Annotated in this window: 29 protein-coding genes; 25 read left to right on the top strand and 4 right to left on the bottom strand. The window is 68.4% G+C overall.

The window, feature by feature from the left end; translation table 11 throughout:
- Positions 1-39 precede the first annotated feature (39 nt).
- The 3 genes from ftsE to smpB all read left to right on the top strand — a co-directional run bounded on the left by ftsE (position 40) and on the right by smpB (position 2,639).
- The gene (gene ftsE, locus MOX01_RS13365; protein WP_046749006.1) at positions 40-1,188 is read left to right on the top strand and encodes a cell division ATP-binding protein FtsE; all 1,149 of its coding nucleotides are present in this window, start codon (positions 40-42) and stop codon (positions 1,186-1,188) included.
- Entirely contained in the window at positions 1,185-2,099 is a 915-nt protein-coding gene (gene ftsX / locus MOX01_RS13360) for a permease-like cell division protein FtsX (RefSeq protein ID WP_046749007.1), read from the top strand. Before ftsE ends, ftsX begins: the two co-directional genes overlap by 4 nt.
- Positions 2,100-2,162: 63 nt before the next feature.
- Positions 2,163-2,639, top strand: a complete 477-nt coding sequence (smpB, locus tag MOX01_RS13355) for an SsrA-binding protein SmpB (RefSeq protein WP_046749008.1) — start codon at positions 2,163-2,165, stop codon at positions 2,637-2,639.
- A gap of 21 nt (positions 2,640-2,660) precedes the next feature.
- On the opposite strand, the gene MOX01_RS13350 is transcribed toward smpB, so the two are convergent.
- Both MOX01_RS13350 and lexA read right to left on the bottom strand, forming a co-directional pair.
- Positions 2,661-4,541 (bottom strand): S9 family peptidase, encoded by a 1,881-nt coding sequence (locus tag MOX01_RS13350; RefSeq protein WP_141370113.1) that lies wholly within the window; start codon positions 4,539-4,541, stop codon positions 2,661-2,663.
- A 127-nt stretch (positions 4,542-4,668) separates the two neighbouring features.
- The gene (gene lexA / locus MOX01_RS13345) at positions 4,669-5,355 is read right to left on the bottom strand and encodes a transcriptional repressor LexA (protein WP_046749010.1); all 687 of its coding nucleotides are present in this window, start codon (positions 5,353-5,355) and stop codon (positions 4,669-4,671) included.
- 290 nt (positions 5,356-5,645) lie between these two features.
- Here lexA and MOX01_RS13340 point away from each other — a divergent pair, with 290 nt between their 5' ends.
- From MOX01_RS13340 to MOX01_RS13310, 7 genes are all read left to right on the top strand, one after another.
- Positions 5,646-6,014 (top strand): LysM peptidoglycan-binding domain-containing protein, encoded by a 369-nt coding sequence (locus tag MOX01_RS13340; RefSeq protein WP_046749011.1) that lies wholly within the window; start codon positions 5,646-5,648, stop codon positions 6,012-6,014.
- 81 nt (positions 6,015-6,095) lie between these two features.
- A complete protein-coding gene (locus tag MOX01_RS13335; protein WP_141370111.1) occupies positions 6,096-7,181 on the top strand; it encodes a histidinol-phosphate transaminase in 1,086 nt (361 codons plus the stop codon).
- Complete coding sequence (hisB, locus tag MOX01_RS13330) at positions 7,178-7,795, top strand: imidazoleglycerol-phosphate dehydratase HisB (RefSeq protein ID WP_046749013.1); 618 nt, start codon at positions 7,178-7,180, stop codon at positions 7,793-7,795. The genes MOX01_RS13335 and hisB overlap by 4 nt, the downstream gene beginning before the upstream one ends.
- Positions 7,792-8,427 (top strand): imidazole glycerol phosphate synthase subunit HisH, encoded by a 636-nt coding sequence (gene hisH, locus MOX01_RS13325; protein ID WP_058632209.1) that lies wholly within the window; start codon positions 7,792-7,794, stop codon positions 8,425-8,427. Before hisB ends, hisH begins: the two co-directional genes overlap by 4 nt.
- Before the next feature lie 103 nt (positions 8,428-8,530).
- Positions 8,531-9,277: a bifunctional 1-(5-phosphoribosyl)-5-((5-phosphoribosylamino)methylideneamino)imidazole-4-carboxamide isomerase/phosphoribosylanthranilate isomerase PriA gene (gene priA, locus MOX01_RS13320; protein ID WP_046749015.1), complete on the top strand. Its 747-nt coding sequence runs from the start codon at positions 8,531-8,533 to the stop codon at positions 9,275-9,277.
- On the top strand, positions 9,261-10,058 hold the full coding sequence (locus MOX01_RS13315; RefSeq protein ID WP_141370109.1) for an SseB family protein: 798 nt from the start codon (positions 9,261-9,263) through the stop codon (positions 10,056-10,058). The genes priA and MOX01_RS13315 overlap by 17 nt, the downstream gene beginning before the upstream one ends.
- Positions 10,059-10,081: 23 nt before the next feature.
- A complete protein-coding gene (locus MOX01_RS13310) occupies positions 10,082-10,510 on the top strand; it encodes a hypothetical protein (protein WP_141370107.1) in 429 nt (142 codons plus the stop codon).
- On the opposite strand, the gene MOX01_RS13305 is transcribed toward MOX01_RS13310, so the two are convergent.
- Positions 10,503-10,901 (bottom strand): DUF1844 domain-containing protein, encoded by a 399-nt coding sequence (locus MOX01_RS13305; RefSeq protein ID WP_046749018.1) that lies wholly within the window; start codon positions 10,899-10,901, stop codon positions 10,503-10,505. The two genes, MOX01_RS13310 and MOX01_RS13305, sit on opposite strands and share 8 nt — an antisense overlap.
- Positions 10,902-11,132: 231 nt before the next feature.
- Here MOX01_RS13305 and infC point away from each other — a divergent pair, with 231 nt between their 5' ends.
- The 3 genes from infC (at position 11,133) to rplT (ending at position 12,462) form a co-directional block, all read left to right on the top strand.
- On the top strand, positions 11,133-11,774 hold the full coding sequence (gene infC / locus MOX01_RS13300; RefSeq protein WP_082108707.1) for a translation initiation factor IF-3: 642 nt from the start codon (positions 11,133-11,135) through the stop codon (positions 11,772-11,774).
- A gap of 72 nt (positions 11,775-11,846) precedes the next feature.
- Entirely contained in the window at positions 11,847-12,041 is a 195-nt protein-coding gene (rpmI, locus tag MOX01_RS13295) for a 50S ribosomal protein L35 (RefSeq protein ID WP_017828564.1), read from the top strand.
- A 34-nt stretch (positions 12,042-12,075) separates the two neighbouring features.
- Entirely contained in the window at positions 12,076-12,462 is a 387-nt protein-coding gene (gene rplT / locus MOX01_RS13290; protein WP_017202428.1) for a 50S ribosomal protein L20, read from the top strand.
- An 8-nt stretch (positions 12,463-12,470) separates the two neighbouring features.
- Here the strand turns inward: rplT and MOX01_RS13285 are convergent, their stop codons facing one another.
- On the bottom strand, positions 12,471-12,923 hold the full coding sequence (locus MOX01_RS13285; RefSeq protein ID WP_141370105.1) for a ribosomal maturation YjgA family protein: 453 nt from the start codon (positions 12,921-12,923) through the stop codon (positions 12,471-12,473).
- Positions 12,924-12,980: 57 nt separating this feature from the next.
- On the opposite strand from MOX01_RS13285, the gene MOX01_RS13280 reads away from it, so the two are divergent.
- The 12 genes from MOX01_RS13280 (at position 12,981) to MOX01_RS13225 (ending at position 25,808) form a co-directional block, all read left to right on the top strand.
- A complete protein-coding gene (locus tag MOX01_RS13280) occupies positions 12,981-13,793 on the top strand; it encodes a TrmH family RNA methyltransferase (protein ID WP_045263330.1) in 813 nt (270 codons plus the stop codon).
- Between the two features lie 36 nt (positions 13,794-13,829).
- Positions 13,830-14,501 (top strand): response regulator transcription factor, encoded by a 672-nt coding sequence (locus MOX01_RS13275; RefSeq protein WP_046749021.1) that lies wholly within the window; start codon positions 13,830-13,832, stop codon positions 14,499-14,501.
- Positions 14,502-14,504: 3 nt separating this feature from the next.
- Positions 14,505-15,881: a sensor histidine kinase gene (locus tag MOX01_RS13270; RefSeq protein ID WP_141370103.1), complete on the top strand. Its 1,377-nt coding sequence runs from the start codon at positions 14,505-14,507 to the stop codon at positions 15,879-15,881.
- Complete coding sequence (locus MOX01_RS13265; protein WP_046749023.1) at positions 15,878-16,840, top strand: TAXI family TRAP transporter solute-binding subunit; 963 nt, start codon at positions 15,878-15,880, stop codon at positions 16,838-16,840. Before MOX01_RS13270 ends, MOX01_RS13265 begins: the two co-directional genes overlap by 4 nt.
- Before the next feature lie 251 nt (positions 16,841-17,091).
- Entirely contained in the window at positions 17,092-17,841 is a 750-nt protein-coding gene (locus MOX01_RS13260) for an amino acid ABC transporter ATP-binding protein (protein WP_082108708.1), read from the top strand.
- A gap of 64 nt (positions 17,842-17,905) precedes the next feature.
- Positions 17,906-18,823, top strand: coding sequence for a glutamate ABC transporter substrate-binding protein (locus tag MOX01_RS13255; RefSeq protein WP_046749024.1), 918 nt, complete (start codon positions 17,906-17,908; stop codon positions 18,821-18,823).
- Between the two features lie 79 nt (positions 18,824-18,902).
- Positions 18,903-19,550, top strand: coding sequence for an amino acid ABC transporter permease (locus MOX01_RS13250; RefSeq protein WP_046749025.1), 648 nt, complete (start codon positions 18,903-18,905; stop codon positions 19,548-19,550).
- A complete protein-coding gene (locus MOX01_RS13245; protein ID WP_141370101.1) occupies positions 19,547-20,449 on the top strand; it encodes an amino acid ABC transporter permease in 903 nt (300 codons plus the stop codon). The genes MOX01_RS13250 and MOX01_RS13245 overlap by 4 nt, the downstream gene beginning before the upstream one ends.
- A 42-nt stretch (positions 20,450-20,491) precedes the next feature.
- The gene (gene pheS, locus MOX01_RS13240) at positions 20,492-21,532 is read left to right on the top strand and encodes a phenylalanine--tRNA ligase subunit alpha (protein ID WP_141370099.1); all 1,041 of its coding nucleotides are present in this window, start codon (positions 20,492-20,494) and stop codon (positions 21,530-21,532) included.
- The gene (gene pheT / locus MOX01_RS13235; protein WP_141370097.1) at positions 21,532-24,051 is read left to right on the top strand and encodes a phenylalanine--tRNA ligase subunit beta; all 2,520 of its coding nucleotides are present in this window, start codon (positions 21,532-21,534) and stop codon (positions 24,049-24,051) included. Before pheS ends, pheT begins: the two co-directional genes overlap by 1 nt.
- Positions 24,052-24,126: 75 nt before the next feature.
- The gene (locus tag MOX01_RS13230) at positions 24,127-24,849 is read left to right on the top strand and encodes a ribonuclease FAU-1 family protein (protein WP_052748799.1); all 723 of its coding nucleotides are present in this window, start codon (positions 24,127-24,129) and stop codon (positions 24,847-24,849) included.
- Positions 24,846-25,808, top strand: coding sequence for an NAD-dependent epimerase/dehydratase family protein (locus tag MOX01_RS13225; RefSeq protein WP_141370095.1), 963 nt, complete (start codon positions 24,846-24,848; stop codon positions 25,806-25,808). The genes MOX01_RS13230 and MOX01_RS13225 overlap by 4 nt, the downstream gene beginning before the upstream one ends.
- Positions 25,809-25,810 lie beyond the last annotated feature (2 nt).

Raw genomic sequence — 25,810 nt, 5'->3', positions numbered from 1 at the left:
CGCCGTCAGGGAAGCGCCCGCGCTTAGGCTCGTAGCGCCATGATTCGGTTCGAGAACGTCACGAAACGCTACCGCGGGACGTCGAAGCCCGCCCTCTCCGGTGTCGACTTCGAAGTGCAACGCGGGGAGTTCGTCTTCCTCGTCGGGGCCTCGGGTTCCGGCAAGTCGTCCTGCCTTCGCCTCATCCTGCGCGAGGACGTCCCCACCTCGGGACGGGTGGCGGTGCTCGGGAGGGACCTGCGAGCTCTCGCGAACCGCAAGGTGCCGTACTTCCGCCGCCATATCGGGTCGGTGTTCCAGGACTTCCGGCTCCTCCCGTCGAAGACCGTCCATCAGAACGTCGCGTTCACGCTCCAGGTGACCGGTGCCTCCCGCGGCTTCATCCAACAGGCGGTGCCTGAGGCTCTCGCTCTGGTGGGCCTCGACGGCAAGCAGAAGCGGATGCCCCACGAACTGTCGGGCGGTGAGCAGCAGCGCGTCGCCATCGCGCGCGCTCTCGTCAATCGGCCCCAGGTTCTGCTCGCCGATGAGCCGACCGGAAACCTCGACCCTGCGACCTCGGTCGACATCATGCAGCTGCTCGCCCGCATCAACGCGGGGGGCACCACGGTGCTGATGGCCACCCACGAGGCCGGTTTCGTCGATCAGATGCAGCGCCGCGTGATCGAGCTGCGCGACGGCGAGATGGTCCGCGATGAGGTGCATGGCGGATACGGCGACACGTCCAACATCCCGCGCCTCGTGCCAGAGGAAGTGCGTGGCGCGGCAGCCGCTGCCGCACTGACCGCCGTCCAGGAGGTGCAGCGCCAGACCGCCGATCTCTCGGTGGTGCGTGCCGCACTCGCAGAAGAGCTCGCCAGTCAGCGTCAGGCTGCGGCAGCAGTCGATCGCGACGGGGAGACGGTGGTTCCGCCCGCCCCGCGCACGGTCGAAGCGCCGGAGCCGCAGCCCGCGGTGCAGGAGGGCGCAGCTGCGAACGTCGTCGAGCCCCCCGCCGTGGTCGAGCCTCCCGCTGCCGTCGAACCTCCCGCGGTGGTCGAGCCGCCTTCGGCCGTCGAACCCGCTCCGGCCGCACGCCCGCGAACGCATCCGATCGTCCTGCCGACGGTCGACGTCGCCGAACTCGGTGTCGCGGATCGCCTCGGTCTCTCCGACGAGGACGACGAGGAAGTGGGCCCGACCTCATGAGAATCGGACTCATCCTGACCGAAGCCCTCGTCGGACTCCGGCGGAACATCTCGATGGTGATCTCCGTCGTGCTAGTCACCTTCGTGTCCCTGACCTTCGTGGGCGCCGCGATCCTCATGCAGGGGCAGATCGGCGTCATGCGCGGCTACTGGGCCGAGCGCGCCCAGGTGGCTGTGTACATGTGCTCGGCCGTGTCGGAATCCGAGACGTGTCTCGACGGTGCGGCGAGCGAGGAGCAGGTCGCAGCCGTGCGTGCGCAGCTCGAGGGCGACGCGCTCAAACCGCTCATCAGCTCGATGACCTTCGACACCAAGGAAGAGACCTACGCCAAACTCGTCGACCAGCTCGGCGCGGACCAGGCGAGCGTGCTCACTCCCGACCAGGCCTTCGAAGTGTTCTTCGTGACCATGAAGGATCCCGGCCAGTCCCAGGTGCTCGCCGAAGCCTTCAGCGGACAGGCTGGGGTCGAGCAGGTGAAGGATCAGCTGCAGTACCTGGAGCCCCTGTTCTCCGCTTTGACCGTCGCGACCTACATCGCGGTCGGGATCGCCGTACTCATGCTCATCGCCGCGACTCTCCTGATCGGCACGACGATCCGCCTGTCCGCGTATGCGAGGCGCAAGGAGATCGGCATCATGCGCCTCGTCGGAGCGTCCAACCGCTTCATCCAGACCCCGTTCGTGCTGGAGGGCGTGTTCGCGGCCTTCCTGGGGTCGGCCCTGGCCAGCGCCGCGGTCGTCGCCGGCGTGCACTTCGGCGTCAACGGCTATCTGCGGGGAAGGGTGCCGTTCATCACGACGTGGGTCACGATGCAGGACGCGGCACTGGTCGTCCCGGTGCTGATCGGCATCGGAGTGATCCTCGCCGCCCTGTCCGCGGGCTTCGCGATCCGACGCTGGCTGCGCACCTGATAGCCTGAAAGGCTGCTCGGTCGGATCGATCGATCGGGCTCATCACGGCAACAGGAGAGCATCATGCCCAGGGAACGCGGAGAGAAGGTCGTCGCGACCAATCGTCGCGCACGTCACGACTACGCCATCGAGAAGTCGTACGAGGCGGGGATGGTGCTCACCGGCACCGAGGTCAAGTCGCTGCGTCAGGGACGAGCCAACCTCAGCGACGGCTACGCGTTCGTCAAGGGGAACGAGGTCTTCCTCGACTCAGTGCACATCCCGGAGTACTCGCAGGGGCATTGGACGAACCATTCGGCCAAGCGCATCCGCAAGCTGCTGCTGCACCGTGAGGAGATCGCGAAGATCGCCCACGCCGTCTCGGCAGGGGGATACACCCTCATCCCGCTGAAGCTGTACTTCTCCGACGGTCGCGCCAAGGTCGAGATCGCCCTCGCCAAAGGTAAGCGCGAGTACGACAAACGACAGACCCTGCGTGAGCGTCAGGACACCCGCGAAGCCGACCGCGCCATGCGTCTGCGCAACCGCGTGGGGGAGTGACCCTCGCGGGGGAAGCCGTCCTCACAGACGCGGCTCGAAGCCGAACACACGGCCGAGGAACGTCAGCTCGCGCTCGAGGGCGTCGACGATCGTGTCGGCGCTGCGGAATCCGTGCCCCTCGGCGGGGTACAGCACATACTCGTGGTCGACTCCGCGTGCCGCGAGCGCGTCTCGGATCGCCTCGGACTGCGAGGGCGGAACCACGCGATCCTCGCCGCCCTGCAGCAGCAGCACGGGCGCGTCGATCCGGTCGGCGTGCGTGAGCGGTGAACGCTCCACGTACAGGTGCTCGTGCTCGGGGAGGGGGCCGACCAGACCGTCGATGTACGACGCCTCGAAATCGTGGGTCTCCGCGACGAGCATGCGCAGATCGGCGACCCCGTAGCGGCTGATCCCGGCAGCGAAGGCTCCGCCCCGCACCAGCGCCGACAGCACGGTCCAGCCGCCGGCCGACCCGCCGCGGATCGCGATCCGGTCGGGGTCGGCCAGGCCCGCGTCCGCCAGACCGCGGGCCGCGGCGATCACGTCGTCGACATCGACGATGCCCCACTGGCCGTCGAGACGTTCACGGTACGAGCGGCCGTACCCCGTGGATCCTCCGTAGTTCACGTCGAGCACGCCGATGCCGCGGCTCGTGTAGAACGCGATCGCCTCGGACGCCGCCCCGGTGACGTGCGCGGTCGGCCCCCCGTGCACGAGGACGATGTAGGGCGGGAGCTCGTGATCGGGAGCCGTCGCGTGCGGGTTCGCCGGCGGGTACGCGAACGCGTGCACCTCTCCGTGCGGGCCCTGGATCTCGATCGGCATCGCAGCGGGCATCCACTGCGGATCGACCGGTTCGCCGCCGCGCACCGCCACGGTGGCACCCGATACGACGTCGACGCACCACAGCCCGGCGTTCGCACGCGAACCGTTGCCGGAGAGGAGCACGCGGGTGCCGTCGACATCGTCGACGCTCACATGGCCGTCTCCGGGGAACGAGATGACGTCGACGCGGTCGTCGGCAGCATCATCGGCATCGATCACCACGACCTCGTCGCGCCCGTTCGTCCGGACGGCGACGACGCGGCCGTCGTCGAGCAGCTGATACCAGCGGTTGCCGAGGACCCAGAGCCCATAGCCCGTGTCGGCGTCCGAGGGTGAGACCTGCCGTGCGGTGCCGACCGGGACCACACCGTCCAGGGAGATGCGCTGCAGGGCCCAGCGCCCACCCGGATCATCGGCGAAGAGCAACTCCGAGTCGCTCAGCCACTCCGGCTGCAGCGCCGCCCGTGAGGGGATCGTGCGCGGAGTGTCCTCACCGACCTCGGCGACCTGCACGTGCGCGTCCTCCCACGGCATGCGGCCCCTGTCCCACGCGACCCACGCGGCGCGGGTGCCGTCGGGGGAGAGCGCGGGGTGGGCGAAGAAACCATCGCCCTGCACGATCACCGTGATCGCGGACGCATCCTCGGCTGCGGAGCCGTCGAGCGGGATCTCGACGATCGCTCGGAGATGCGGCGTGCGGGAGAGGTCTTCGCGCACGGCCAGCAGTCGACCGGACTGCACACGCAGGCCGCCGTGGGAGGGCCCGGGAGGGGTGAGAGCAACGGGCTCGCCTCCCACGCTCAGACGATGAACCCGCTGGTCGTTCGCGTCGACGAAGTAGAGCGTGCCGTGCTCGTCCGCCGTCCACGCACCCCCGCCGTACTCGTGCACACGTGAGCGTGCGCTCCAGGGGGAGGGGAGGATCTCGGCTCCGGAGGAGCTCCGCACCGTCACGCGGCCCTTCTGGGCAGGCACCGACTCGCCCCACCAGATCTCCGAGCCGACGAAACGGGCGCCGTCGATGCGCGGTGAAGACGCGGCGACCGAGGCGGCGGAGAACGGGGATGACCAGGAACCGTAAGGGGACGACGACATGTCTCGAGCCTATGCGGCGTCGCACCGCGTGTGCGGCCACGCCGTGGGCCCGACCACTGTGGAAGCGCGCGAAGGGAAGACGGTCACCTACACGACCAGGCCCGGTCCGCGCTGACCGGATCGAGGGTCAGACGGCGCGGAGCACCGCCACGACCTTGCCGAGGACGACGGACTCGTCGCCGAGGATGGGTTCGAATGCCGAGTTGCGGGGGAGGAGCCAGGTGTGGCCGTCCCGGCGGCGCAGCACCTTGACCGTCGCCTCGCCATCGAGCATCGCCGCGACGATCTCGCCGTTCTCCGCGCTGTTCTGGGAGCGGACCACGACCCAGTCGCCGTCGCAGATGGCGGCGTCGATCATCGACTCGCCGGAGACCTTGAGCATGAACAGGTCGCCCTTGCCCACCAACTGGCGGGGGAGCGGGAAGATCTCCTCGACCTGCTGATCCGCGGTGATCGGCACGCCGGCGGCGATCCGTCCCACCAGGGGGACGAGCGCGGCGTCGCCTACGGGAGTCGCGACGTCGGCCGGGTTCTCGGTGCTGGCGCCCGGCAGATCGATGAGCACCTCCATCGCCCTGGTCTTCCCCGGGTCGCGGCGCAGGTAGCCACTCAGCTCGAGCTGTCCGAGTTGATGGGTGACGCTGGAGAGGGACTTGAGACCGACGGCGTCTCCGATCTCGCGCATGCTCGGCGGATAGCCGTGGTTCGCGATCGAGTTCTGGATGACCTCGAGGATCGCCATCTGCTTCGGGCTGAGGCTCTTCCGGCGGCGCGTGCGCGGTGCCTCCGACTCGGCGGCAGAGTTCTCGCTCATGGTGCTCCTTCAGTGCGTGATCCGACGTCCCTCTTCGAATGTCGGAGGCCCGTGGTGGGGTGTCCTTATCGAAACCGTATCCGAGAATCGGGCCGATCTGGAAGATCTGTTCGAGCGTGTCGGCCTCTTTCCCCGGTGTGGTTTCGAAGAATACTTGACAGATGTTCGAACTCGAAGATATCTTCGGTACGTAGCTTCGCATTCCCGGCTCCCGGCCGAGTCGTGAATGCGAACGCTACGCCAACTTCCCCGGCAGCCTCACCGCTCCGGGACAGGCTAAGGAGCACCACATGAGCAGCATCGGCTTCAGCACCGCAGCAGTCATCCCGGCATCGCCCCGTCCTTCGACGAGACTCCGGCTGACGACGCGTGGTCGCGCTGTACTGCTCGCCCTGGCGTCGGTGCCCCTCGCCGCCGGCATCGCGTTCGCGGCGCTCAGCGGCGGCAGCGCGGTCGCGTCGGGTGCCGACACCGCACCCGTCGGCGTCGAGACCGTCACCGTCATGCCCGGTGACACGCTCTGGTCCATCGCCACCGGCGTCGCGCCCGACGCCGACCCGCGCGATGTGATCGGCGACATCAGCCGGATGAACCTGTTGCGCGGTGGGGAGCTGCAGATCGGGCAGACTCTGGCGATCCCGGCTCAGTACGCGCGCTGATCCGGCGGAGGGCTCAGACGAGGAGTTCCTGGGGCGGCGACTTTGCGTCATCAACCTCAAGCGCCGCCTAGCATGGGAAGGGTGACCCTCTCCCTCAACGATCTCCCGCTACGTGACGATCTCCGCGGATTGAAGCCATACGGTGCTCCACAGGCGCCGCTTCCCATCGCGCTCAACGTGAATGAGAACACGCATCCGATCCCCGATGCGGTGGCGAGCGACATCCTCGATGACATCGCCGTCGCGATCCGTGATGTCAACCGCTACCCGGATCGTGAGTTCACCACGCTTCGCGAGTCTTTCGCGGAGTACCTGGGCCACGGTCTCGTCCCCGAGCAGATCTGGGCGGGCAACGGGTCCAATGAGGTGCTCCAGCACATCCTGCAGGCCTTCGGTGGCCCTGGTCGCACGGCTTTCGGGTTCGCGCCGACCTATTCGATGTACCCGCTCATCGCGCAGGGCACCGGTGCGCGGTGGATCGCCGGCACGCGTCAGCCCGACTACACCATCACTCCGGAGGAGGCGGCCGAGCAGGTGCGGGCCGCCGAGCCGGACGTGGTCATCCTCTGCTCTCCCAACAACCCCACCGGCACGCCGCTCGGACTCGACGTCATCGAAGCGGTGTACGAGGCCGCCAGGGGCATAGTGATCGTCGACGAGGCCTACCAGGAGTTCGCGCCGCATGACGCGGTCTCCGCACTGACGCTGCTCGACGGGCGGCCGCGTCTGGCCGTCTCGCGCACGATGAGCAAGGCCTTCGCGTTCGCCGGGGCCCGTGTCGGGTATCTCGCGGCCGACCCGGCGTTCATCGACGCGCTGCGGCTGGTGCGTCTGCCGTACCACCTGAGCGCACTCACCCAGGCGGCGGCCATCGCGGCGCTGCGCAATGCCGACGTCATGCTCGGCATGGTCGAGGAGATCGTCGAGCAGCGCGACCGCATCACGGCGACTCTCGAGGCGCTGGGTTACCAGCCGCACGAATCCTGGTCGAACTTCGTGCTGTTCGGTGGAATCTCCGACCCGAAGGCCACCTGGCAGCAGTTGTACGACCAGGGGGTGCTGGTACGCGATGTCGGCATCCCAGGACACCTGAGGGTGAGCGCGGGCACCGAGGCCGAGACCACCGCGTTCCTCGATGCTCTGGCCTCGATAGGATCGGCTTCATGAGCACTTCCGCACCGACCCCGCGCACCGCGAGCCGTGTGCGCCGCACGTCGGAGTCCACCGTCGAGCTCGAGCTGAACCTCGACGGGACCGGCGCGAGCCACATCGACACCTCGGTGCCCTTCTTCGACCACATGCTCACGGCGTTCGCGAAGCACTCGCTGACCGACCTCACAGTGCGCGCCTCCGGTGACACCCACATCGACGCACACCACACCGTAGAAGACGTCTCGATCGTGCTCGGACAGGCGATCCTCGAAGCCCTCGGCGACAAGTCCGGCATCTCCCGGTACGGAGACGCCCTCGTCCCCCTCGACGAGGCGCTCGCGCAGGCCGTGGTCGACATCTCGGGCCGCCCGTACCTCGTGCACACGGGGGAGCCCGAGGGGTTCGAGCACCACCTGATCGGCGGACACTTCACAGGGTCGCTCGTCCGCCACTCCTTCGAAGCCATCACGTTCAATGCCGCTCTCACGGTGCACGTGCGTGTGCTCGGCGGCCGAGACCCGCACCACATCGCGGAAGCGGAGTACAAGGCGTTCGCGCGTGCGTTCCGTCAGGCGAAGGCGCTGGATCCGCTCGTCGACGGCATTCCGTCCACCAAGGGCGCGCTGTGACGTCGGCTCCTCGCGTCGCGGTGTTCGACTACGAGTCGGGCAACGTCCACTCGGCCGTCAAGGCTCTCGTGGCTGCCGGTGCCGACGCCGTGCTGACGCGCGACCGCACCACCGCCCTCGAGGCGGACGGCCTGGTCGTTCCCGGCGTCGGCGCGTTCCAGGCGGTTCGCGATGCCCTGCGTGCGCACGGAGGCGACGAGATCATCGACCGCCGTCTGGCCGGTGGCCGTCCCGTCCTCGGCATCTGCGTCGGGATGCAGGTGCTGTTCGAGCACGGCGTCGAGCGTGGGCGTGATACCGCAGGGCTCGGAGAGTGGCCCGGAGCCGTCACCGAGCTCAACGCGCCGGTGCTTCCGCACATGGGCTGGAACACCGTCGCGCCCGGTTCCGACAGCGTGCTCTTCCGCGGCATCGAGCAGGAGCGCTTCTACTTCGTGCACTCCTACGCCGCCCAGTCCTGGCAGCTCGATGTCATTCCGCCGTTCCCGGAACCCGTCCTGACCTGGACGACCTACGGCGATCCCTTCCTCGCCGCCGTGGAGAACGGCCCGCTGTCGGCGACGCAGTTCCACCCGGAGAAGTCCGGCGAAGCAGGTATCCAGCTGCTGCGCAACTGGGTCGAGAGTCTCTGACGACGCCCGCCGGCGTCACCCGTTTTGTTCCCCGCCGCCCGGCGGACTACCCTCGGTTCTCGTGCCCGCACCGGGCCGAAGAGCTTCCCGATCCAAGGACCCCATGAACGACTTCGCGCAGTCCCCCTCGCTCACGCTCCTTCCCGCGGTCGATGTCGCCGGGGGCAAGGCCGTCCGACTGACTCAGGGCGAGGCCGGAACCGAGACCAGCTATGGCGACCCGTTGGACGCCGCAGGGGAGTGGGTGTCGCAGGGCGCCTCCTGGATCCACCTGGTCGACCTCGACGCGGCCTTCGGTCGGGGCAGCAACGCGCCGATCCTACGCAAGGTCATCAAGCAGTTCAAGGGCGTGAACATCGAGCTTTCGGGTGGTATCCGCGACGACGCGACGCTGGAGGCGGCTCTGGAGAGCGGCGCGACGCGGATCAACCTGGGCACGGCGGCGCTGGAGAATCCGGAGTGGGCTGCCGACGTGATCGGCCGTTACGGCGAGGCGATCGCCGTCGGTCTCGATGTGCGCGGAACGACGCTCGCCGCCCGCGGATGGACCAAGGAGGGCGGGGACCTCTGGGAGGTGCTCGACCGCCTCGAAGACGCCGGCTGCAGCCGCTACGTGGTCACCGACGTCACGAAGGACGGAACCCTCCGCGGTCCGAACCTCGACCTTCTCCGTGAGGTCACCTCCCGCACCCCGAAGCCGGTGGTCGCGTCAGGCGGCATCTCGAGCCTGGACGACATCGCCGCGCTCCGCGACCTCGTGCCGTTGGGCGTCGAGGGCGCGATCGTCGGCAAGGCACTCTACGCCGGCGCCTTCACGCTGGCTGAGGCACTGGATGTCGCAGGAGACTGACGCGCACGCGTGCGGCACGGAGCCGCACAACCACGGCGATTCAGCAGGCGTCCCGTGGGAGGGGCGCAGCTTCGAGTCGAATCCGCACGCCGCGGACGACGGTTCCGCCGACCCCGCGCTGCTGGCGGCGCTGCTGCGCTTCCGCGCCGGCGAGGGCAGCCAGTCCGAGGTCGTCGACGCCTTCCGTGCCGCCCGTGTGCTGGTGCCCCTCATCGCGGAGAAGGGGGAGGAGGGGATCGCCCCCAACGGCCTCACCGTTGACAAGACGCAGGAGCTCTCCATCGTCACGGTCGCGGCTCCGGATGGTCGGCGCGTGCAGCCGGTGTTCTCGTCGGTCCAGGCGATGCAGGCGTGGGACCCGACGGCGCGACCCATCCCCGTCGAGGCTATCCGCGCGGCGCTGGCCGCCTCGTCGGAGGACACCGACCTGATCGTGCTCGACCCGACGTCCGACACCGAGTTCGTCATCCGGCGTCCTGCCGTGTGGGCGATCGCTCAGGAGCAGCGCTGGGAGCCGAGCTTCCTGTCGACCGAGGTGTTCACGGCGCTGCAGGAGAGCGTGGCCCACGAACTGGCCGTCATCGACGTGGCTGTGGCTTCCGGGGACCCCGACGCCCGTCTGCGCGGGCCCGAGCTCATCGTGGTCCTCGAGCTGGTCGACGGACTCGAACGCGAGGTGCTCGACGCCGTGCTCTCGCGTCTCGCGTCTCGCTGGGCATCGGACGACCGGATCGCCGTGCTCGTCGACTCCCTCACCGTGAAGCTCCGCCGCAGCGCCTGAACCGCTTCGCTACGCTCGGGGACATGCCCCGGACTCTGTTGCGAGCCCTCGCCGCCGTCGTGCTGCTCGGAGGCACCGTCGCCGGCACTTCCGGCTGCGTGGTCAACGCGTGCCCGGCGATCGCCTACATCAGCACGGTCGTCGTCGACGTGAGCGCCTTCCCGGCGGCGACCGACCTCCAGTTCTGCGCGGACGGGCAGTGCTCACCGGGGCCGGGGGAGGATGCGAGCTCGTCCGCGAACCTGTTCTCGGCGTCTCCGTCGGCCGACGGCACGTGGAGCATGTCCTTCGACATGTCCACGCCCGACCTGGTCGACATCCGGTTGTTCGATGCGCAGGGTGCCGTCATCCATGAGTCGGAACAGGAGATCTCCTGGACTCGCACCGAAGGGCAGTGCCCCGGCCCGGCCTCGGCCGACCCTCTGGTCGTCGAGCCCGCGGCAGCTAGTTGACCGGGCCGGTCCACTTCTCGCCCGGTCCCTTGCCGATCGGATCGGGGATCGTGGACGCCTCGCGGAAGGCGAGCTGGAGTGAGCGGAGACCGTCGCGCAGGGACCGCGCGTGCATGTCGCTGATCTCCGGAGCGCCGGCGGTGATGAGCCCGGCGAGGGAGTTGATGAGCTTGCGCGCCTCGTCGAGGTCGAGCTGCGCTGCGGCGTCCGGATCGTCGGCGAGCCCGAGCTTGACGGCTGCCGCGCTCATGAGGTGCACGGCGGCGGTGGTGATCACCTCGACTGCGGGTACATCGGCGATGTCGCGGGTGGCCGACGATGCGGCCTCCTCCTGACGTGCCCAACGCTCTTCGCGCTCGCGTGCCGCCTCGTCCGGTGCCTGGTTCGTCACTTCGCCTTGCTTTCTGTTAGACTTTGGCGGGCTCCGGAGCGTCATGCTCCGGAACGAAAGAGGATTCACTTCCCACCCGCGCTTGCCGTTCAAGGCTACCGGGTCTTGCACTCCACCGGCTCCGTTCGAAAGAAGGAGCCGGTAGACAGGGTGCGGAGCCGGCGTCTGAATGCCGGTGGGTGGGGACGATTCCGATTTCGCCCGTGATGCAGACAGCGTCGCGGTGGCCGAATCACATCGTCTAAGGAGTTCCGCATCAGCGATCCCCGTACCAATGAGCGCATCCGCGTCCCCGAGGTCCGCCTCGTCGGCCCCGCGGGTGAGCAGATCGGCGTCGTCCGCATCGAAGCCGCACTGCGCCTCGCGCAGGAAGCCGATCTCGACCTCGTCGAGGTCGCCCCGAACTCGAAGCCGCCCGTCGTCAAGATCATGGACTACGGCAAGTTCAAGTACGAGGCCGCCCAGAAGGAAAAGGAAGCTCGCCGCAACCAGGCGAACACGATCCTCAAGGAAGTGCGCTTCCGTCTGAAGATCGAGGCTCACGACTACACGACCAAGCTCAAGCGTGCCGAGGGCTTCCTCAAGGCCGGCGACAAGGTCAAGGCCATGATCCTGTTCCGCGGTCGCGAGCAGTCGCGTCCCGAGCAGGGTGTGCGTCTGCTGCGCAAGTTCGCCGAGGATGTCGCCGAGTTCGGCACCGTCGAGTCGAACCCGACCATCGACGGTCGCAACATGGTGATGGTCGTGGCTCCGCTCAAGAGCAAGTCCGAGGCGAAGCAGGAGCAGAACGCCGTGCGCGATGCTCAGCGCGCGGACAAGAAGCAGGCTGCGCGCGAGGCGAAGAACGAGGCCGCCGCCACCACTGCGGAGTAGTACCCGCCCCAGAACTCCCGCACCGCGGGTTGACACCGTCGCCTGAGAAGGCGCCATACGAAGGAAGAGAAGATGCCGAAGCAGAAGACCCACTCGGGTGCTAAGAAGCGCTTCAAGATCACCGGCAGCGGAAAGCTGAAGAAGCAGCAGGCCGGGATGCGCCACAACCTCGAGCACAAGTCGAGCCGTCGCACGCGTCGTCTGAACCAGGACCAGGTCCTGTCGAAGGCTGACACCAAGGTCGCGAAGAAGCTTCTCGGTCGCTGACGCGCGCCGAACGCACGAATAGGAACACAGGAAAATGGCAAGAGTCAAGCGGGCAGTAAACGCCCACAAGAAGCGCCGGGTTATCCTCGAGCGCGCCTCCGGTTACCGCGGACAGCGTTCGCGCCTCTACCGCAAGGCCAAAGAGCAGGTCATCCACTCGCTGGTCTACTCGTACCGTGACCGTCGCAAGCGCAAGGGCGACTTCCGTCGTCTGTGGATCCAGCGCATCAACGCTGCGGCCCGCCAGAACGGCATGACGTACAACCGCTTCATCCAGGGCCTCGGCCTCGCGGGTGTCACGGTCGACCGTCGCATGCTCGCCGACCTCGCGGTCAACGACGCTGCCACGTTCACGACGCTGGTCGAGACGGCGAAGAAGGCTCTTCCCTCCGACGTCAACGCGCCGAAGTCGGCTGCGTAAGCACCTCTTCACACAGGGCGCTCTCCTTCGGGAGGGCGCCCTGTGGCGTTTCCCGGCGTGGCGAGGACTGCCGCGCGGCTGACCGCGAGGTCGACGAGAGCGGCCATGGCGACGGCACCCGCGTAGACGAGGATGTCGCGTCCATCGAATCCGGAGCCGAGGACGAGGCGGATCGGGGGGAGTGCCGATCCCCACTCACGAGGGATACCGGTGAGCTGGAACAGTTCGACGCCGGCGCAGAACACGAAGGCGACGAGGGCCGGCGCGAAGGGGCGCCACCGCGCGGCGATCAGGGCGACGAGCAGATAGATGAGCACAGCGTACAGCGCATCGCCGATGACGTCGCCCACGACCCCGCCCGCACTGCGATGGATGACGAGCCCGATCGCGACCGTCGCGACGGCGAGCACTGCGAGGACGATCCGCCGACGGGAGCTCCTCACCGCGGCATCGATCGTCATGCAGGCACCCTACCCGGATGGTGCGGGAGAGGGCCGTGCGTTCCCTAGACTGTGATCGTGCTGGAGAACCCCCGTTCGCCCCGAGTCCGTGCTGTCGCGAAGCTGACCAAACGCAGCGCGAGGACTGAGACAGGCCTGTTCCTTCTGGAGGGCCCGCAGTCGGTGCGCGAGGCGCTCACCTACCGTCCCGAGGCGATCGTCGAGCTCTTCGCGACGCCGAACGGCTGGGAGCGGCACCCCGACATCCGCGCGAAGGCCGCAGAGGCGGACATCGAGGTCGAGTACGTCACCGAGTACGTGCTCAACGCCATGGCCGACACCGTCACACCGCAAGGCCTCGTCGCCGTCGTGCAGCAGACGCCGACGTCGGTGCGCGACATCTTCGACGCCTCGCCGCGACTGGTGGCGATCTGCGAGGAGGTGCGGGATCCAGGGAACCTCGGCACGATCATCCGGGCAGCGGATGCCGCGGGTGCGGATGCCGTCGTCCTGACCGGTCGCACCGTCGATCCGTACAACCCGAAGGTGGTGCGCGCGACCACAGGGTCCCTGTTCCACCTTCCCGTCTCGGTCGGGGGCGACCTCGCCGAAGTCGTGAAGCGTGCTCACGCCGCAGGTCTGCGCATCCTCGCGGCGGACGTGAAGGGCGATGACCTGCTGGAAGCGCGCGCGGAGGGCGTGCTGGCCGAGCCGACGGGATGGCTCTTCGGCAACGAGGCGCGCGGACTCGAAGACGAGGCGCTGGATCTCGCGGACCGCGTGCTCAAGCTTCCGATCTTCGGCCGAGCCGAGTCGCTCAATCTGGCGACGGCCGCCAGCGTCTGCCTGTATGAAAGCGCATTCGCTCAGCGGGCGACGTCCGTCGACTGAGGTGACGGACGCCGGGGGAAGCGGGAAGCGGAGTCGATGAGGATTCTGATCGTCGAAGACGACGACCGGGTCGCAGGCGCACTGGAGGCGTTTCTCGCCCGGTCCGGGTACGCGACCGTCCGCGCGGCGGATGGAGCGTCTGCACTGGGTCTTCTCGGAGCGGACACCGAGGTGGTGCTGCTCGATCTCGGCCTGCCCGACGTCGACGGGGTCGACCTGTGTCGCCGGATCAGGGGCCGCTCCGAGGTCCCGATCGTGATCGTGACCGCCCGCAGCCAGGTCGCGGAGCGCATCAAAGGGCTCCGCGCCGGAGCCGATGACTTCGTGGTGAAGCCCTACGATGTGCACGAGCTCCTGGCGCGGATCGAGGCGGTGACACGGCGATCCAGGCCGATGAGGCCCGAGGCGGATGCGCGCGTCCTGCTCCACGGAGGCGGCGTGCAGGTCGATCTGATCGCTCGCCAGGTGCTGGTCGACGGCGCGGCCATCGACCTCACGCGCAAGGAGTTCGACATCATCGCCGTCCTGGCCCGCTACCCGGGAGTGGCGGTGCCGAAGGACCGGCTGATCCGCGAGGTGTGGAACACCGACTGGCGAGGATTCGGCCATTCTCTGGAGGTGCACGTCGGGGCGATCAGGAAGAAGACCGGGGTCCGCGGGGTCATCGAGACGGTCCGCGGGGTCGGCTATCGGCTGGCAGGGTCCTGAGTCGTGCGTCGTCGCCTCATCCTCGTGTTCCTGATACCGCTCGTCGCGATCCTGGCCGGACTCGGCGGTGCCGCGGGGTGGAGCGCCGCCCAGAGCGTGCAGCAGGCCTTCTATGCGCAGCAGATCGGCGACCTCGGCTACTTCGTCACGAGCGCGCGCCAGGCTCTGCGTTCCGGCAGTGCTGCCGTGATCGAGGCGGAGGTGGAGCGGTTCCGCGAGGTCTACGGGATCGAGGTGACCGTGTTCGATCTCGGGGGCGGCGTGTGGGCCGCAGCGGATCAGGACCCGGCGGTGCTTCGCGAAGACGATGCCGAGCGCGTCAAGCTGGCGCTCTCCGGTCGACGAGCTGAGCAGCCGACGGTGGTGTTCCCGTGGAGCGTCTCGGATTCCGCATTGGCCGAGCCGGTGTTCGATGACGGTGACGTGATAGGCGCCGTGCTCGTCGCCGGAGATGTGGCGGCTCCGCGCGCCGCGATCCTGCACCAGCTCCTGCTCATCTCGGCGATCGCGGGCGTGCTCATCGCGCTCGGCGTGCTCCTGGTGTTCCGGCTCGCGCGTTGGGTGCTCTCGCCGGTGCGCCGACTCGACGAGGCCATGGTCGCGATCGAGCGCGGCGAGATGGACGCGCGCGTTGCTGCGGACGACGGTCCGCCGGAGCTCCGCCGCATGGCGCAGGTGTTCAACGGCATGGCCGACGAGATCGAACGGGTGATGACGAGGCAGCAGGAGTTCGCGCTCAACGCCTCACACGAACTGCGCAACCCCCTCAATGCTCTGCTCCTGAGAGTGGAGCATCTGGCGACGGGACTCGGCGACGAGTGGCAGGGCGACGTCGAGGAGACGAGGGAGGAGGGGCGCCGGATGACCCGCATCCTCGAGACACTTCTCGGCCTCGCGCGCGGCGGCCGTGGCGACTCGACCATCTCCGCTGTGGATCTGGCGACTCTGGCCGCTCGTCGCCGGGAAGCATGGCGCGATGTCGCGGCTCAGCGCGGAGTCGGGCTGCGCTCCACCGGTGTGTCATCGGTGATGAGCGTGACCGACCGCACGATCGTGGAGAGCGCGCTGGATGCCGTGATCGACAATGCTGTGAAGTTCTCGCCCGAGGGGGCGCACATCGAGATCGGGGCGAGACGGGAAGGAAGCGTCTGTCGGATCACGGTCCGCGATCACGGCCCGGGCCTCACCGACGAGCAGGCAGCTGCGGCGACCGACCGGTTCTGGCGCAACGCCGACACCGGGGACACACCGGGGTCAGGACTCGGGCTGGCGATCGCGAGCGATCTGCTGGAGACGATCGGGGGAGAGCTGGCGGTCTCTTCGGCGCAGGGTGGCGGACTCGAGGTCGCGCTCGTCCTGCACGACGGGTCCACGCCATGAGGTCGGCCGCCAGGGGACTTCTCGCGGGAGGACTCGCGTTCGTGCTGCTGACCGGGTTGACCGCGTGCGTCCCTCGCTCCGACGAGTGGAGCGACGTCGAGTACGCGATCGCCAGCGGGGGCTCGACCGGTGTGTACTACGACTACGGCAGCCACCTGGCGGAAGAGCTGTCGGACCGGCTCGACCTCCGGATGGTCGCGCAGGAGACCGCGGGATCGGTCGACAACCTGCTGCGGGTGAGTTCGGGCGAGGCCCTGCTCGGATTCGCGCAGGGGGATGCCGCCGCCGACGCGGTGTCGGGCACCGGCGCCTTCGAGCGGCCGTTGGAGGTGGAGGCTCTCGCCCGCCTGTACGACGAGTACGTTCAGGTCGTGGTGCGGGGGGATTCGGACATCGACGACATCGGCGATCTTGCCGGCCGCACCATCTCCCTCGGCGCCGAGAACTCCGGCGTCAACGTGATCGCCGGCCGAGTGCTCGACGCGGCAGGCGTCGCGCTCGATTCCGTCCGCGACCCCCAGCTCGACCTCAGCGCGTCGATCGGTGCGATGGAGCGTGGTGAGATCGACGGCTTCTTCTGGGTGGGGGGCCTGCCCACTCCCGGCGTGGCCGAACTGTCCTCGCGGGCTCCGGTGCGTCTGCTCCCGATCGAGCCCGAGTGGGTCAATGCCGTGAACGAACGGTACTCGCATGCCTATCGGCAGGCCGATGTCCCCGCGGGGACATACGGCCTGCCGGACTCCGCGCCGACGATGGCCGTTCCCAACTATCTCGTCACCGCCGCGTCCACGCCGGATGCCGTCGTGCACGATGTCCTGGCCGGGCTCTTCGACGCGCGACTGCGCATCGCGGGGGAGGTGCCGACCGCGGCGCTGCTGGATCGGCGCTCGGCGATCTTCACCGGTCCGGTCCCTCTCCACGATGGTGCGATCGACTACTACCGCGACCTGCGCGGTTGACTGCTCAAGAAATCCTCAAGAAGTCTGACAGCGGGGCCGGCGCTCTGCCATTGTGAGGTCGATCGCGCACGATCGTCGCCTGCTGCACAACTGTCGTTGGGGCATCGCAGCAGGACGATTCCGCGGCCCGTGGGGGCGGGCCGCGGGGTACCCATGCACAGCAGCATTGGTGCCGCGATCAGGTGATTACGAACGTGTAAATCTCACCGAGGTGCCTGGAGACCCGCGCCCGACGTGGCTAGTTTGGAGAAATGATGACCTCTGATACCCCGCTCGTCGTGGTCGAGAACGTCCAGAAGCACTACGGCGACTTCCAGGCGCTCACCGACATCGATCTGACCGTGAACTCGGGGGAGGTCGTCGTCGTGATCGGCCCGTCCGGCTCTGGGAAGTCGACACTGTGCCGCACGATCAACCGCTTGGAGACGATCACCAGCGGGAGCATCCGCATCGACGGCAAGGAGCTCCCGGCCGAGGGCAAGGGCCTGGCTCATCTGCGCGCCGACGTCGGCATGGTCTTCCAGTCGTTCAACCTCTTCGCCCACCTCACGATCCTCGAGAACGTGACTCTCGGACCGATCAAGGTGCGCGGCATCAAGAAGGCCGACGCCGAGAAGGAGGCGATGATGCTGCTCGAGCGCGTCGGCGTGGCCCAGCAGGCCTCGAAGCTCCCTGCCCAGCTCTCCGGTGGTCAGCAGCAGCGCGTGGCCATCGCCCGCGCTCTCGCGATGCAGCCCAAGGTGATGCTGTTCGACGAGCCCACCAGTGCGCTCGACCCCGAGATGATCAACGAGGTGCTCGACGTCATGGTCGAACTCGCCCAGGACGGGATGACGATGATCGTCGTCACGCACGAGATGGGCTTCGCGCGCAAGGCCGCCGACCGCGTCGTGTTCATGGCGGACGGACGGATCGTGGAGGAGGCGACTCCCGAGGAGTTCTTCACGCACCCGAAGAGCGATCGCGCCAAGGACTTCCTCTCGAAGCTCCTCACGCACTGACGCGCCCGCACACTCACACACTCACACACAGACCCTGCACACACAGCACACGAAGGAGACGCACATGCGACGCACACGGACACTGGCAGGCATCGGAATCGCGGCAGCCGCGCTGCTGACGCTCACCGCCTGCAACAGCGGAACCCCGTCCAGCACGGGGGCCCCGGAAGGCGGCGACGAAGGTGACTCCTCCAGCAGCACGCCCTGGACCGTCCTGACCGACGTCAGCATCGACGGCAGCCCGACGTTCGACCGGATCGAGTCGTCCGGAAAGATCAAGGTCGGCGTCAAGGAGGACCAGCCCGGTCTCGGCTACCTCGACCCCGTGACCGGTGACCGCACCGGATTCGACGTCGACATCGCCCGCTGGATGGCGGCATCGCTCGGTGTCGACCCGGAGAAGATCGAGTTCCAGGCGATCGCCTCCGCGAACCGCGAGCAGGCCATCGTGAACGGCGACATCGACTACTACGTCGGCACCTACTCCATCACCGACAAGCGCAAGGAGCAGATCTCCTTCGCCGGTCCGTACTTCGTCACCGGTCAGGGCCTCCTCGTGGCAGCTGACAGCGATATCAAGAGCGTCGACGACCTCGACTCCTCGACGACCGTCTGCTCGGCGACCGGCTCGACGCCGATCCAGAACATCAAGACGAACTACCCCGACGTGCCCACCAAGGAGTACGACACGTACTCGAAGTGCGTCGAGGACCTGAAGAACGGCCAGGTGGACGCGGTCACCACCGATGAGGCGATCCTCATCGGCTACGCGGCTCAGGACCCGGACAACCTCAAGGTCGTCGGTGAGCCCTTCAGCGAGGAGCGCTACGGCATCGGCGTCGCCAAGGGTGACGACGCCCTCGTGGAGTACTTCAACACGCAGCTGACCGACGGTGGCGAGATCTGGCAGCAGATCTTCGACAACAACCTCGGTGCCTCCGGCGTCAAGGCGACGCAGCCCGAGGTCGACCCGGTCGGTTGATCTCCGCGGGGCGGTCGGCATGGTCGGCCGCCCCGCTCATGCAGGACACTTTCGAGAACCCGAATCGACAGGAGCAGCAGTGGGAGTCATCTCCGACCACCTCGACCTCTGGGGAGAGGCACTGTGGGGAACCATCGTGCTGTTCCTCGGCGGCGGCATCATCGCGCTGGTCCTCGGACTCATCGTCGGGGCCGCACGTGTCTCGCCGGTTCCGATCGCCCGCGCCGTCGGTGGCGTGTACGTGAACTGGATCCGCAACACACCGCTGACCCTGGTCATGTTCTTCTTCGCCTTCTGCCTTCCGATCCTGCTGGGGGAGCGGGTGAACTCCCTGCTGCTGGCCGTGATCGCGCTCGGCATCTACACCGCGACCTATGTGGCGGAGGCGCTGCGAGCCGGCATCAACACCGTGCCGGTCGGCCAGGCGGAAGCCGCACGGGCGATCGGCCTGAACTTCGGCCAGGTCATGCGCTACGTGGTGCTGCCGCAGGCGACGCGCTCCGTCGTCCCGCCCATGATGAGCGTGCTCATCGCCCTCATGAAGAACACCACGGTGGCCGCAGGGTTCTCGGTCGTCAACCTCGGCACCATCCGCGCGGCGCTCAGCGAACGCGGTGAGAACGCGCTCGTCGTGCTCCTGTGGGTCATGGTCCTGTTCGTGGTGCTGGTGCTGCTGCTCGCCTGGGTGCAGCGCGTTCTCGAGAACAAGTGGAGGATCGCGCGATGAGTTCCGTCCTTTTCGACGTCCCCGGCCCCCGTGCCGTCGCCCGCAACAGGCTCATCGGAGTCGCCACGGTGCTCGTGGTCCTCGCGGTGCTCGGCTGGGTGGTGTGGAGGCTGTTCGCCACCGGGCAGTTCTCCGCAGAGAAGTGGAACATCTTCACGTTCTCCGCGGTCTGGGTCCGCTTCGGCGAAGGCCTGCTGGCCACGCTGGCCGCGTTCGCGGTCGCCGGCGTCGGATCCATCGTCCTCGGTTTCCTTCTCGGCATCGGCCGCCTCTCGGAGCACGCCTGGGTGCGTGAGCCGGTCCGGTGGATCATCGAGGTGCTGCGAGCGGTGCCCGTGCTCATCCTGATGATGCTGCTGTACTACGGCCTTCCGGTGATCGGCGTGAAGATGCCGCCGTACTGGGCCGTCGTGATCGCCCTCATCGTCTACAACGGCTCCGTGCTCGCCGAGGTGCTCCGTGCCGGGATCGAGTCGCTGCCGCGCGGGCAGAAGGAGGCCGGCTACGCGATCGGACTGCGGAAGACCGGGGTGATGTACTTCATCCTGATCCCGCAGGCCGTCCGGGCCATGATGCCGGTGATCATCGCGCAGCTCGTCGTGGCGCTCAAGGACACCGCGCTCGGCTTCATCATCACGTACAAGGAGCTCCTCTACGTCATCAACCAGATCGGCAACCAGGCGCCCTACGGCTCCCCGCTGATCCCGGCGGCGATCGTCGGCGGATCGATGTACGTGGCCGTGTGTCTCCTGCTCTCCTACATCGCCTACCGCCTGCAGAAGCGTGCCAAGCGCTCGCCGAAGGCAGGGCCTGCGGTGCCGGATCCCCGCCAGCACGGAGGCGAGACCAACACCTCGCTCATCGTGCTGCAGGGAGATGGGTCCGAGAAGGCGCGCTGATCCGCGAAAGGGACCCGCACGCCCCCGGTAGACTCGATTCTCGTGTCAGAGTCTCCTGAAATCACCCCGGAAGCGGTCGAGTCCGCTGTTGCCGATGCCCTCGCGGCGATCGCCGCAGCCGCCGACACCGCCGAGCTGAAAGCGGCCCGCGCCGCACACGTCGCCGACGGATCGCCGCTCGCGGTACTGAACGCCTCGATGCGCCAGGTCGCTCCCGAGAACAAGGCCGCATTCGGCAAGCTCGTGGGCCAGGGACGCGGGCAGGTGACACAGGCGCTCGCCGCCAAGGAAGCGGAGCTTGCCGCCGCCGAGGTCGCCGCACGTCTCGAAGCGGAGCGGATCGACATCACGGCTCTTCCCTCGCGCACGCGCGTCGGCGCCCGCCATCCGCTCACGCTCCTGCAGGACCAGGTGTGCGACATCTTCGTCGGCATGGGCTGGGAGATCGCGGAGGGACCGGAGCTCGAGCACGAGTGGTTCAACTTCGACGCACTGAACTTCGATGTGGACCACCCCGCACGCCAGGAGCAGGACACGTTCTACGTGGACCCGCCCTCGCGTCACCTCGTGATGCGCACGCACACGAGCCCGGTGCAGGTGCGCTCGATGCTCGACCGCGAGGTGCCCATCTACGTGCTGTGCCCCGGCCGGGTGTATCGCACCGACGAGTTCGACGCCACGCACCTGCCGGTGTTCACGCAGTTCGAGGGACTCGTGATCGACAAGGGCATCACGATGGCGCACCTCAAGGGCACGCTCGACCACTTCGCGAAGCTGCTCTTCGGCCCCGAGGCCAAGACGCGCTTCCGCACCAACTACTTCCCCTTCACCGAGCCGTCCGCCGAGCTCGATCTGTGGCACCCCACCTTCAAGGGCGGTGCGCGCTGGATCGAGTGGGGCGGCTGCGGCATGGTCAACCCGAACGTGCTGCGCGCGGCCGGGATCGACCCGGAGGAATACAGCGGCTTCGCGTTCGGCATGGGCATCGAGCGGGGCCTGATGTTCCGCAGCGACGTCCAGGACATGCGCGACATGGCCGAGGGTGATGTCCGATTCAGCGAGCAGTACGGGATGGTGGTGTGATGCGCGTCCCGCTTTCGTGGTTGCGTGAGTACGTCGATCTGGCAGCGGACGCCACGCCCGAGGATGTCCTCGCGGCCCTGGTGACCGTCGGCTTCGAAGAGGAGGACGTGCACCGCTTCGACATCACGGGCCCCGTGGTGGTCGGCCAGGTCGTCTCGCTCGAGCCGGAGCCCCAGTCCAACGGCAAGACCATCAACTGGTGCCAGGTCGACGTCGGCGAGGCGAACGGCGGCATCCGTGGCATCGTCTGCGGCGCGCACAACTTCGTCGTCGGGGACAAGGTCGTCGTGACCCTGCCCGGTGCGGTGCTGCCCGGTCCGTTCCCGATCGCCGCCCGCAAGACCTACGGTCATGTGTCGGACGGCATGATCGCCTCTGCGCGCGAGCTGGGACTCGGTGACGAGCACAACGGCATCGTCGTGCTGTCCGACCTCGGCATCGATGCGCCCGTCGGCACCGACGCGATCGCCCTGCTCGGCCTCGACGACGTCGCGGTGGAGATCAACGTCACGCCCGACCGCGGTTACGCCTTCTCCCTGCGCGGGGTGGCTCGTGAGTACGCGCACGCGACCGGAGCGACCTTCCGCGACCCGGCGGAGCGCGATTTCGCCGAACTCCAGCCGGGCACCGGCCACACGACCATCGTCGACGACGTCGCACCTGTGCGTGGGAACGTCGGCGCCAGCGAGTTCGTGACCCGCGTCGTCCGCGACGTCGATCCCTCACGTCCGACTCCTCCGTGGATGGTGGCGCGGCTCAGCCTCGCCGGCATGCGGTCGCTGGGCGTGCTCATCGACATCACAAATTACGTGATGCTCGAGCTCGGACAGCCGCTGCATGGCTACGACCTCGACAAGCTCACCGGGGGGATCACGGTTCGCCGCGCACACGAGGGCGAGAAGATGACCACCCTCGACGGCGTCGAGCGCGCGCTGCACACCGAAGACCTGCTCATCACAGACGAGTCGGGTCCGATCGGCCTGGCCGGCGTCATGGGCGGCGGCACGACGGAGATGAGCGACTCCACCCGGAACGTGATGATCGAGGCGGCGAGCTTCGACCCGACCACGATCGCCCGTTCGGCTCGTCGTCACAAGCTGCCCAGCGAGGCGTCCAAGCGTTTCGAGCGCGGCGTCGACCCGCTGATCCCCTTCGTCGCGGCCCGGCGCGCGGCCGACCTCATGGTCGAGTTCGCCGGGGGCACGCTCACGGAGGAGGGCGGCGCGCTGTTCGCCGAGGTCTTCGTCGCGGAGATCGAGCTGCCCGCCGGCTTCGTGCAGGGGCTTATCGGCGTCGACTACACCGATGAAGAGATCACCGGTGCGCTGACGACGATCGGCGCGGAGGTCAGCCCTTCGACCGGCTCAGGGACCCAGGGCGGGTGGACGGTCATCCCGCCGACCTGGCGCCCCGACCTCACCGACAAGTGGACGCTCGCCGAGGAAGTCGCCCGCATCCACGGGCTCGACCGCATCCCCTCGGTGCTGCCGACGCCTCCCTCCGGGCGCGGCCTCACCGCGCACCAGCAGGGCCGCCGCCGCGTGGCCGATGCTCTGGCTGCTGCGGGGCTGGTCGAGACGCCGTCGTTCCCGTTCACCACGGAGGCGCAGAACGATCTGCACGGCTCCGCGTCGGGCGAGCACCTGCCGAGCATCCGTCTGGCGAATCCGCTCGACGGGCAGGCGCCGTACCTGCGCCGGTCGCTGATCCCCGGTCTGCTGCAGACCGCGCACCGCAACATCTCCCGCGGGCTCACCGACCTCGCGATCTTCGAGACCGGGGTGGTCTTCCTGCCCGAGCCGGGTGTGCAGTACGGCACCGATGAGGTGCCGCCGCTGGGGGAGCGTCCTTCCGACGAGACGCTCGCGGAGCTGAACGCCTCGATCCCGCCACAGCACCGGTTCGTCTCCGGACTCCTCACCGGCCATGTCGCACCGCGCCAGCCCGGTCGCCCCGCCGAGGCCGCCGGCCTCGTGGAGGCTCTGGACGCGGTCCGTGTGATCGCGGCAGCCGCCGGGGTCGACATCGACGTGCTACAGGCCGAACGCGCCGCCCTCCACCCGGGGCGCACCGGGTCGCTCCTGGTGGCAGGCGAAGAGGTCGGATACGTCGGCGAGCTGCACCCCGCTGTCGCCGAGGGGGCCGATCTTCCCGGGCGCGCGACCGTGTTCGAGCTCGACCTCGACCGCATCCTGTCGCTTGCCGGCGGACGGGTCGTCGCGGCTTCGCTGTCGACGTTCCCCGCCGCTACGCAGGACGTGTCGCTCCTGGTTCCGGCCGGGGTCCCCGCCGCGGATGTGCAGGCCGCCCTCGCCGAAGGTGCGGGCATGCTGCTGGAGTCGGTGCGCCTCGTCGACGACTACCGCGGAGAGGGCGTTCCGGAGGGTTCCAAGAGCCTGACCTTCGCGCTGAGGTTCCGGGCGGATGACCGCACCCTCACCGCGGCGGAGGCCACGGAGGCCAAGCTCGCCGGAGTCGAGGTCGCTGCGCAGCGCTTCGGAGCGACGCTGCGCGACTGAGGATCGATCCGCGGTGTGAGGCGGACCGTGTCGTCGCTCGGACGATCCGGGCCGTCGCCGGAGTACCGTGGCGGGATGAGAATCCTCCCCCAGGGCACTCCGGCCGCCGTCCCCGACGGGGCGCGACCGCTCGGCGAGGGGCCGTTCCTCGAGCCCGGCGCACAGATCGACTGGCACTATCGGAAACCGGGGTGGCAGCCGGGAGAGCCGTCCAGGATCTCGCCGATGCGCGTGGTCCGTGATGATGAGCGCGGTCTCGTGGCCTGGCTCGCTCCGGGGACCCTCCAGGAGGCGCCGGGATCCAGCGACGGTCAGCGCGTGCGGGAAGTGCCTCTCGCCCGGCGCTGGCTCGAGCCGCGGACGCGCATCGTGGAGCGCTGGCGGGGCAACGGGGTGCTGTGCATCGCCCCTGCGGGGATGCCGTGGTCGATCTGGCTGTTCTGGAGCGACACCACCGGGCCGGACTGGGCGTTCTCCGGGTGGTACGTGAATCTCGAGAACGCGCATCTGCGGACAGACCGGGACACCTTCTCGTCCGACCATATCCTCGACGTCGAGATCGATCCGGCGGGCGGCATCCACCTCAAGGACGAGGATGAGCTCGTCGCCGCGATCGCCCAGGGACGGCTCAGCTCCGAGCAGGCCGCGCAGATCGAGCGGCACGCGGACGCGGCCATCGCGTCGTTCGAGGCCGACGACTGGCCGTTCGACTCCGCGTGGACCCGCTGGCGGCCCGACCCCGCCTGGACGGTTCCGGTGCTGGCAGGCCTTGACCGGTTGGGTGCAGGCACACCATGACGGATGTTCTGATCCTGGGCGGCACCGGGTGGCTCTCCGGGCGCATCGCCGGTCACTGGCGCGACCACGGAGCCACGGTCACCTGCCTCGCTCGAGGCACACGGCCCGCGCCGGAGGGAACGGTCCTGGTGCGTGGCGATCGCGAGGAGGCTTCGACCTACGCCGACCTCGCACGACGGGAGTGGGACCACGTCGTCGACATCTCCTCCCAGGCGGCGCATGTCGATCGGGCAGTCGAGATGCTGGGCGATCGAGCGGCACGATGGACGTACGTGTCATCCGTGTCGGTGTACTCCGATGACGAGACGGTCGGTGCGGACGAATCGGCTCCACGACACCCGGCGGCGGTTCTCGGCGACGAGTACGAGTACGCGGCGCAGAAGGTCGCCGCCGAGGACTCCGTCGCCCGATTGGGGGAGCGGGCACTCGTGGTGCGTCCCGGCCTGATCGTGGGCGACGGAGACCCGAGCGACCGCTTCGGCTACTGGAGTGCCGCGTTCGCTCGTGCCGACGCTGACGCCGTGCTGCTGCCCCCGCTGGACGGGCGGAGCGCTCAGTTGATCGACGTCGACGATCTGGCGGAGTACATCGTCACCGCGCGAGGCAGCGGAGCCGTCAACGCCGTCGGCGACGAGAGGCCTCTCGCGGATGTGCTGCGGATGGTCCGCGCTGCATCCGGGAACACCGGGGCGACCGTCGTCGCGGACGAGGAGTGGCTCATCGCGCATGACGTGGACCACTGGGCCGGCCCGCACTCCCTGCCGCTGTGGCTCCCGCCCGAGATGACGGGATTCATGACCCGCTCGAACGCGGCATTCCATGAGACCGGTGGGACGCTCCGTCCGCTCGTCGACACGATCGAGCGCGTGCTCGCCGACGAACGGGAGCGCGGACTCGACCGCGAACGACGTGCCGGGCTCACGCGGGCGCAGGAGCAGGCGCTGCTGGCCGATCGATAGAC

The sequence above is a fragment of the Microbacterium oxydans genome (assembly GCF_006540085.1).
In the GTDB taxonomy this organism is placed as follows: domain Bacteria; phylum Actinomycetota; class Actinomycetes; order Actinomycetales; family Microbacteriaceae; genus Microbacterium; species Microbacterium oxydans.
Note: the sequence above shows the minus strand (reverse complement) of the source record. Positions and strands in the feature narration are given on the sequence as shown.

Coding starts and splice junctions, on each gene's coding strand:
- MOX01_RS13265 (WP_046749023.1), top strand. CDS start 15,878: ATGAGGTCGGCCGCCAGGGGACTTCTCGCGGGAGGACTCGCGTTCGTG.
- ftsE (WP_046749006.1), top strand. CDS start 40: ATGATTCGGTTCGAGAACGTCACGAAACGCTACCGCGGGACGTCGAAG.
- MOX01_RS13285 (WP_141370105.1), bottom strand. CDS start 12,923: ATGACGATCGATGCCGCGGTGAGGAGCTCCCGTCGGCGGATCGTCCTC.
- MOX01_RS13230 (WP_052748799.1), top strand. CDS start 24,127: ATGAGAATCCTCCCCCAGGGCACTCCGGCCGCCGTCCCCGACGGGGCG.
- MOX01_RS13255 (WP_046749024.1), top strand. CDS start 17,906: ATGCGACGCACACGGACACTGGCAGGCATCGGAATCGCGGCAGCCGCG.
- hisB (WP_046749013.1), top strand. CDS start 7,178: ATGAGCACTTCCGCACCGACCCCGCGCACCGCGAGCCGTGTGCGCCGC.
- ftsX (WP_046749007.1), top strand. CDS start 1,185: ATGAGAATCGGACTCATCCTGACCGAAGCCCTCGTCGGACTCCGGCGG.
- MOX01_RS13340 (WP_046749011.1), top strand. CDS start 5,646: ATGAGCAGCATCGGCTTCAGCACCGCAGCAGTCATCCCGGCATCGCCC.
- pheT (WP_141370097.1), top strand. CDS start 21,532: ATGCGCGTCCCGCTTTCGTGGTTGCGTGAGTACGTCGATCTGGCAGCG.
- MOX01_RS13310 (WP_141370107.1), top strand. CDS start 10,082: ATGCCCCGGACTCTGTTGCGAGCCCTCGCCGCCGTCGTGCTGCTCGGA.
- rplT (WP_017202428.1), top strand. CDS start 12,076: ATGGCAAGAGTCAAGCGGGCAGTAAACGCCCACAAGAAGCGCCGGGTT.
- MOX01_RS13350 (WP_141370113.1), bottom strand. CDS start 4,541: ATGTCGTCGTCCCCTTACGGTTCCTGGTCATCCCCGTTCTCCGCCGCC.
- priA (WP_046749015.1), top strand. CDS start 8,531: ATGAACGACTTCGCGCAGTCCCCCTCGCTCACGCTCCTTCCCGCGGTC.
- MOX01_RS13245 (WP_141370101.1), top strand. CDS start 19,547: ATGAGTTCCGTCCTTTTCGACGTCCCCGGCCCCCGTGCCGTCGCCCGC.
- MOX01_RS13225 (WP_141370095.1), top strand. CDS start 24,846: ATGACGGATGTTCTGATCCTGGGCGGCACCGGGTGGCTCTCCGGGCGC.
- MOX01_RS13275 (WP_046749021.1), top strand. CDS start 13,830: ATGAGGATTCTGATCGTCGAAGACGACGACCGGGTCGCAGGCGCACTG.
- MOX01_RS13260 (WP_082108708.1), top strand. CDS start 17,092: ATGATGACCTCTGATACCCCGCTCGTCGTGGTCGAGAACGTCCAGAAG.
- MOX01_RS13315 (WP_141370109.1), top strand. CDS start 9,261: ATGTCGCAGGAGACTGACGCGCACGCGTGCGGCACGGAGCCGCACAAC.
- rpmI (WP_017828564.1), top strand. CDS start 11,847: ATGCCGAAGCAGAAGACCCACTCGGGTGCTAAGAAGCGCTTCAAGATC.
- smpB (WP_046749008.1), top strand. CDS start 2,163: ATGCCCAGGGAACGCGGAGAGAAGGTCGTCGCGACCAATCGTCGCGCA.
- lexA (WP_046749010.1), bottom strand. CDS start 5,355: ATGAGCGAGAACTCTGCCGCCGAGTCGGAGGCACCGCGCACGCGCCGC.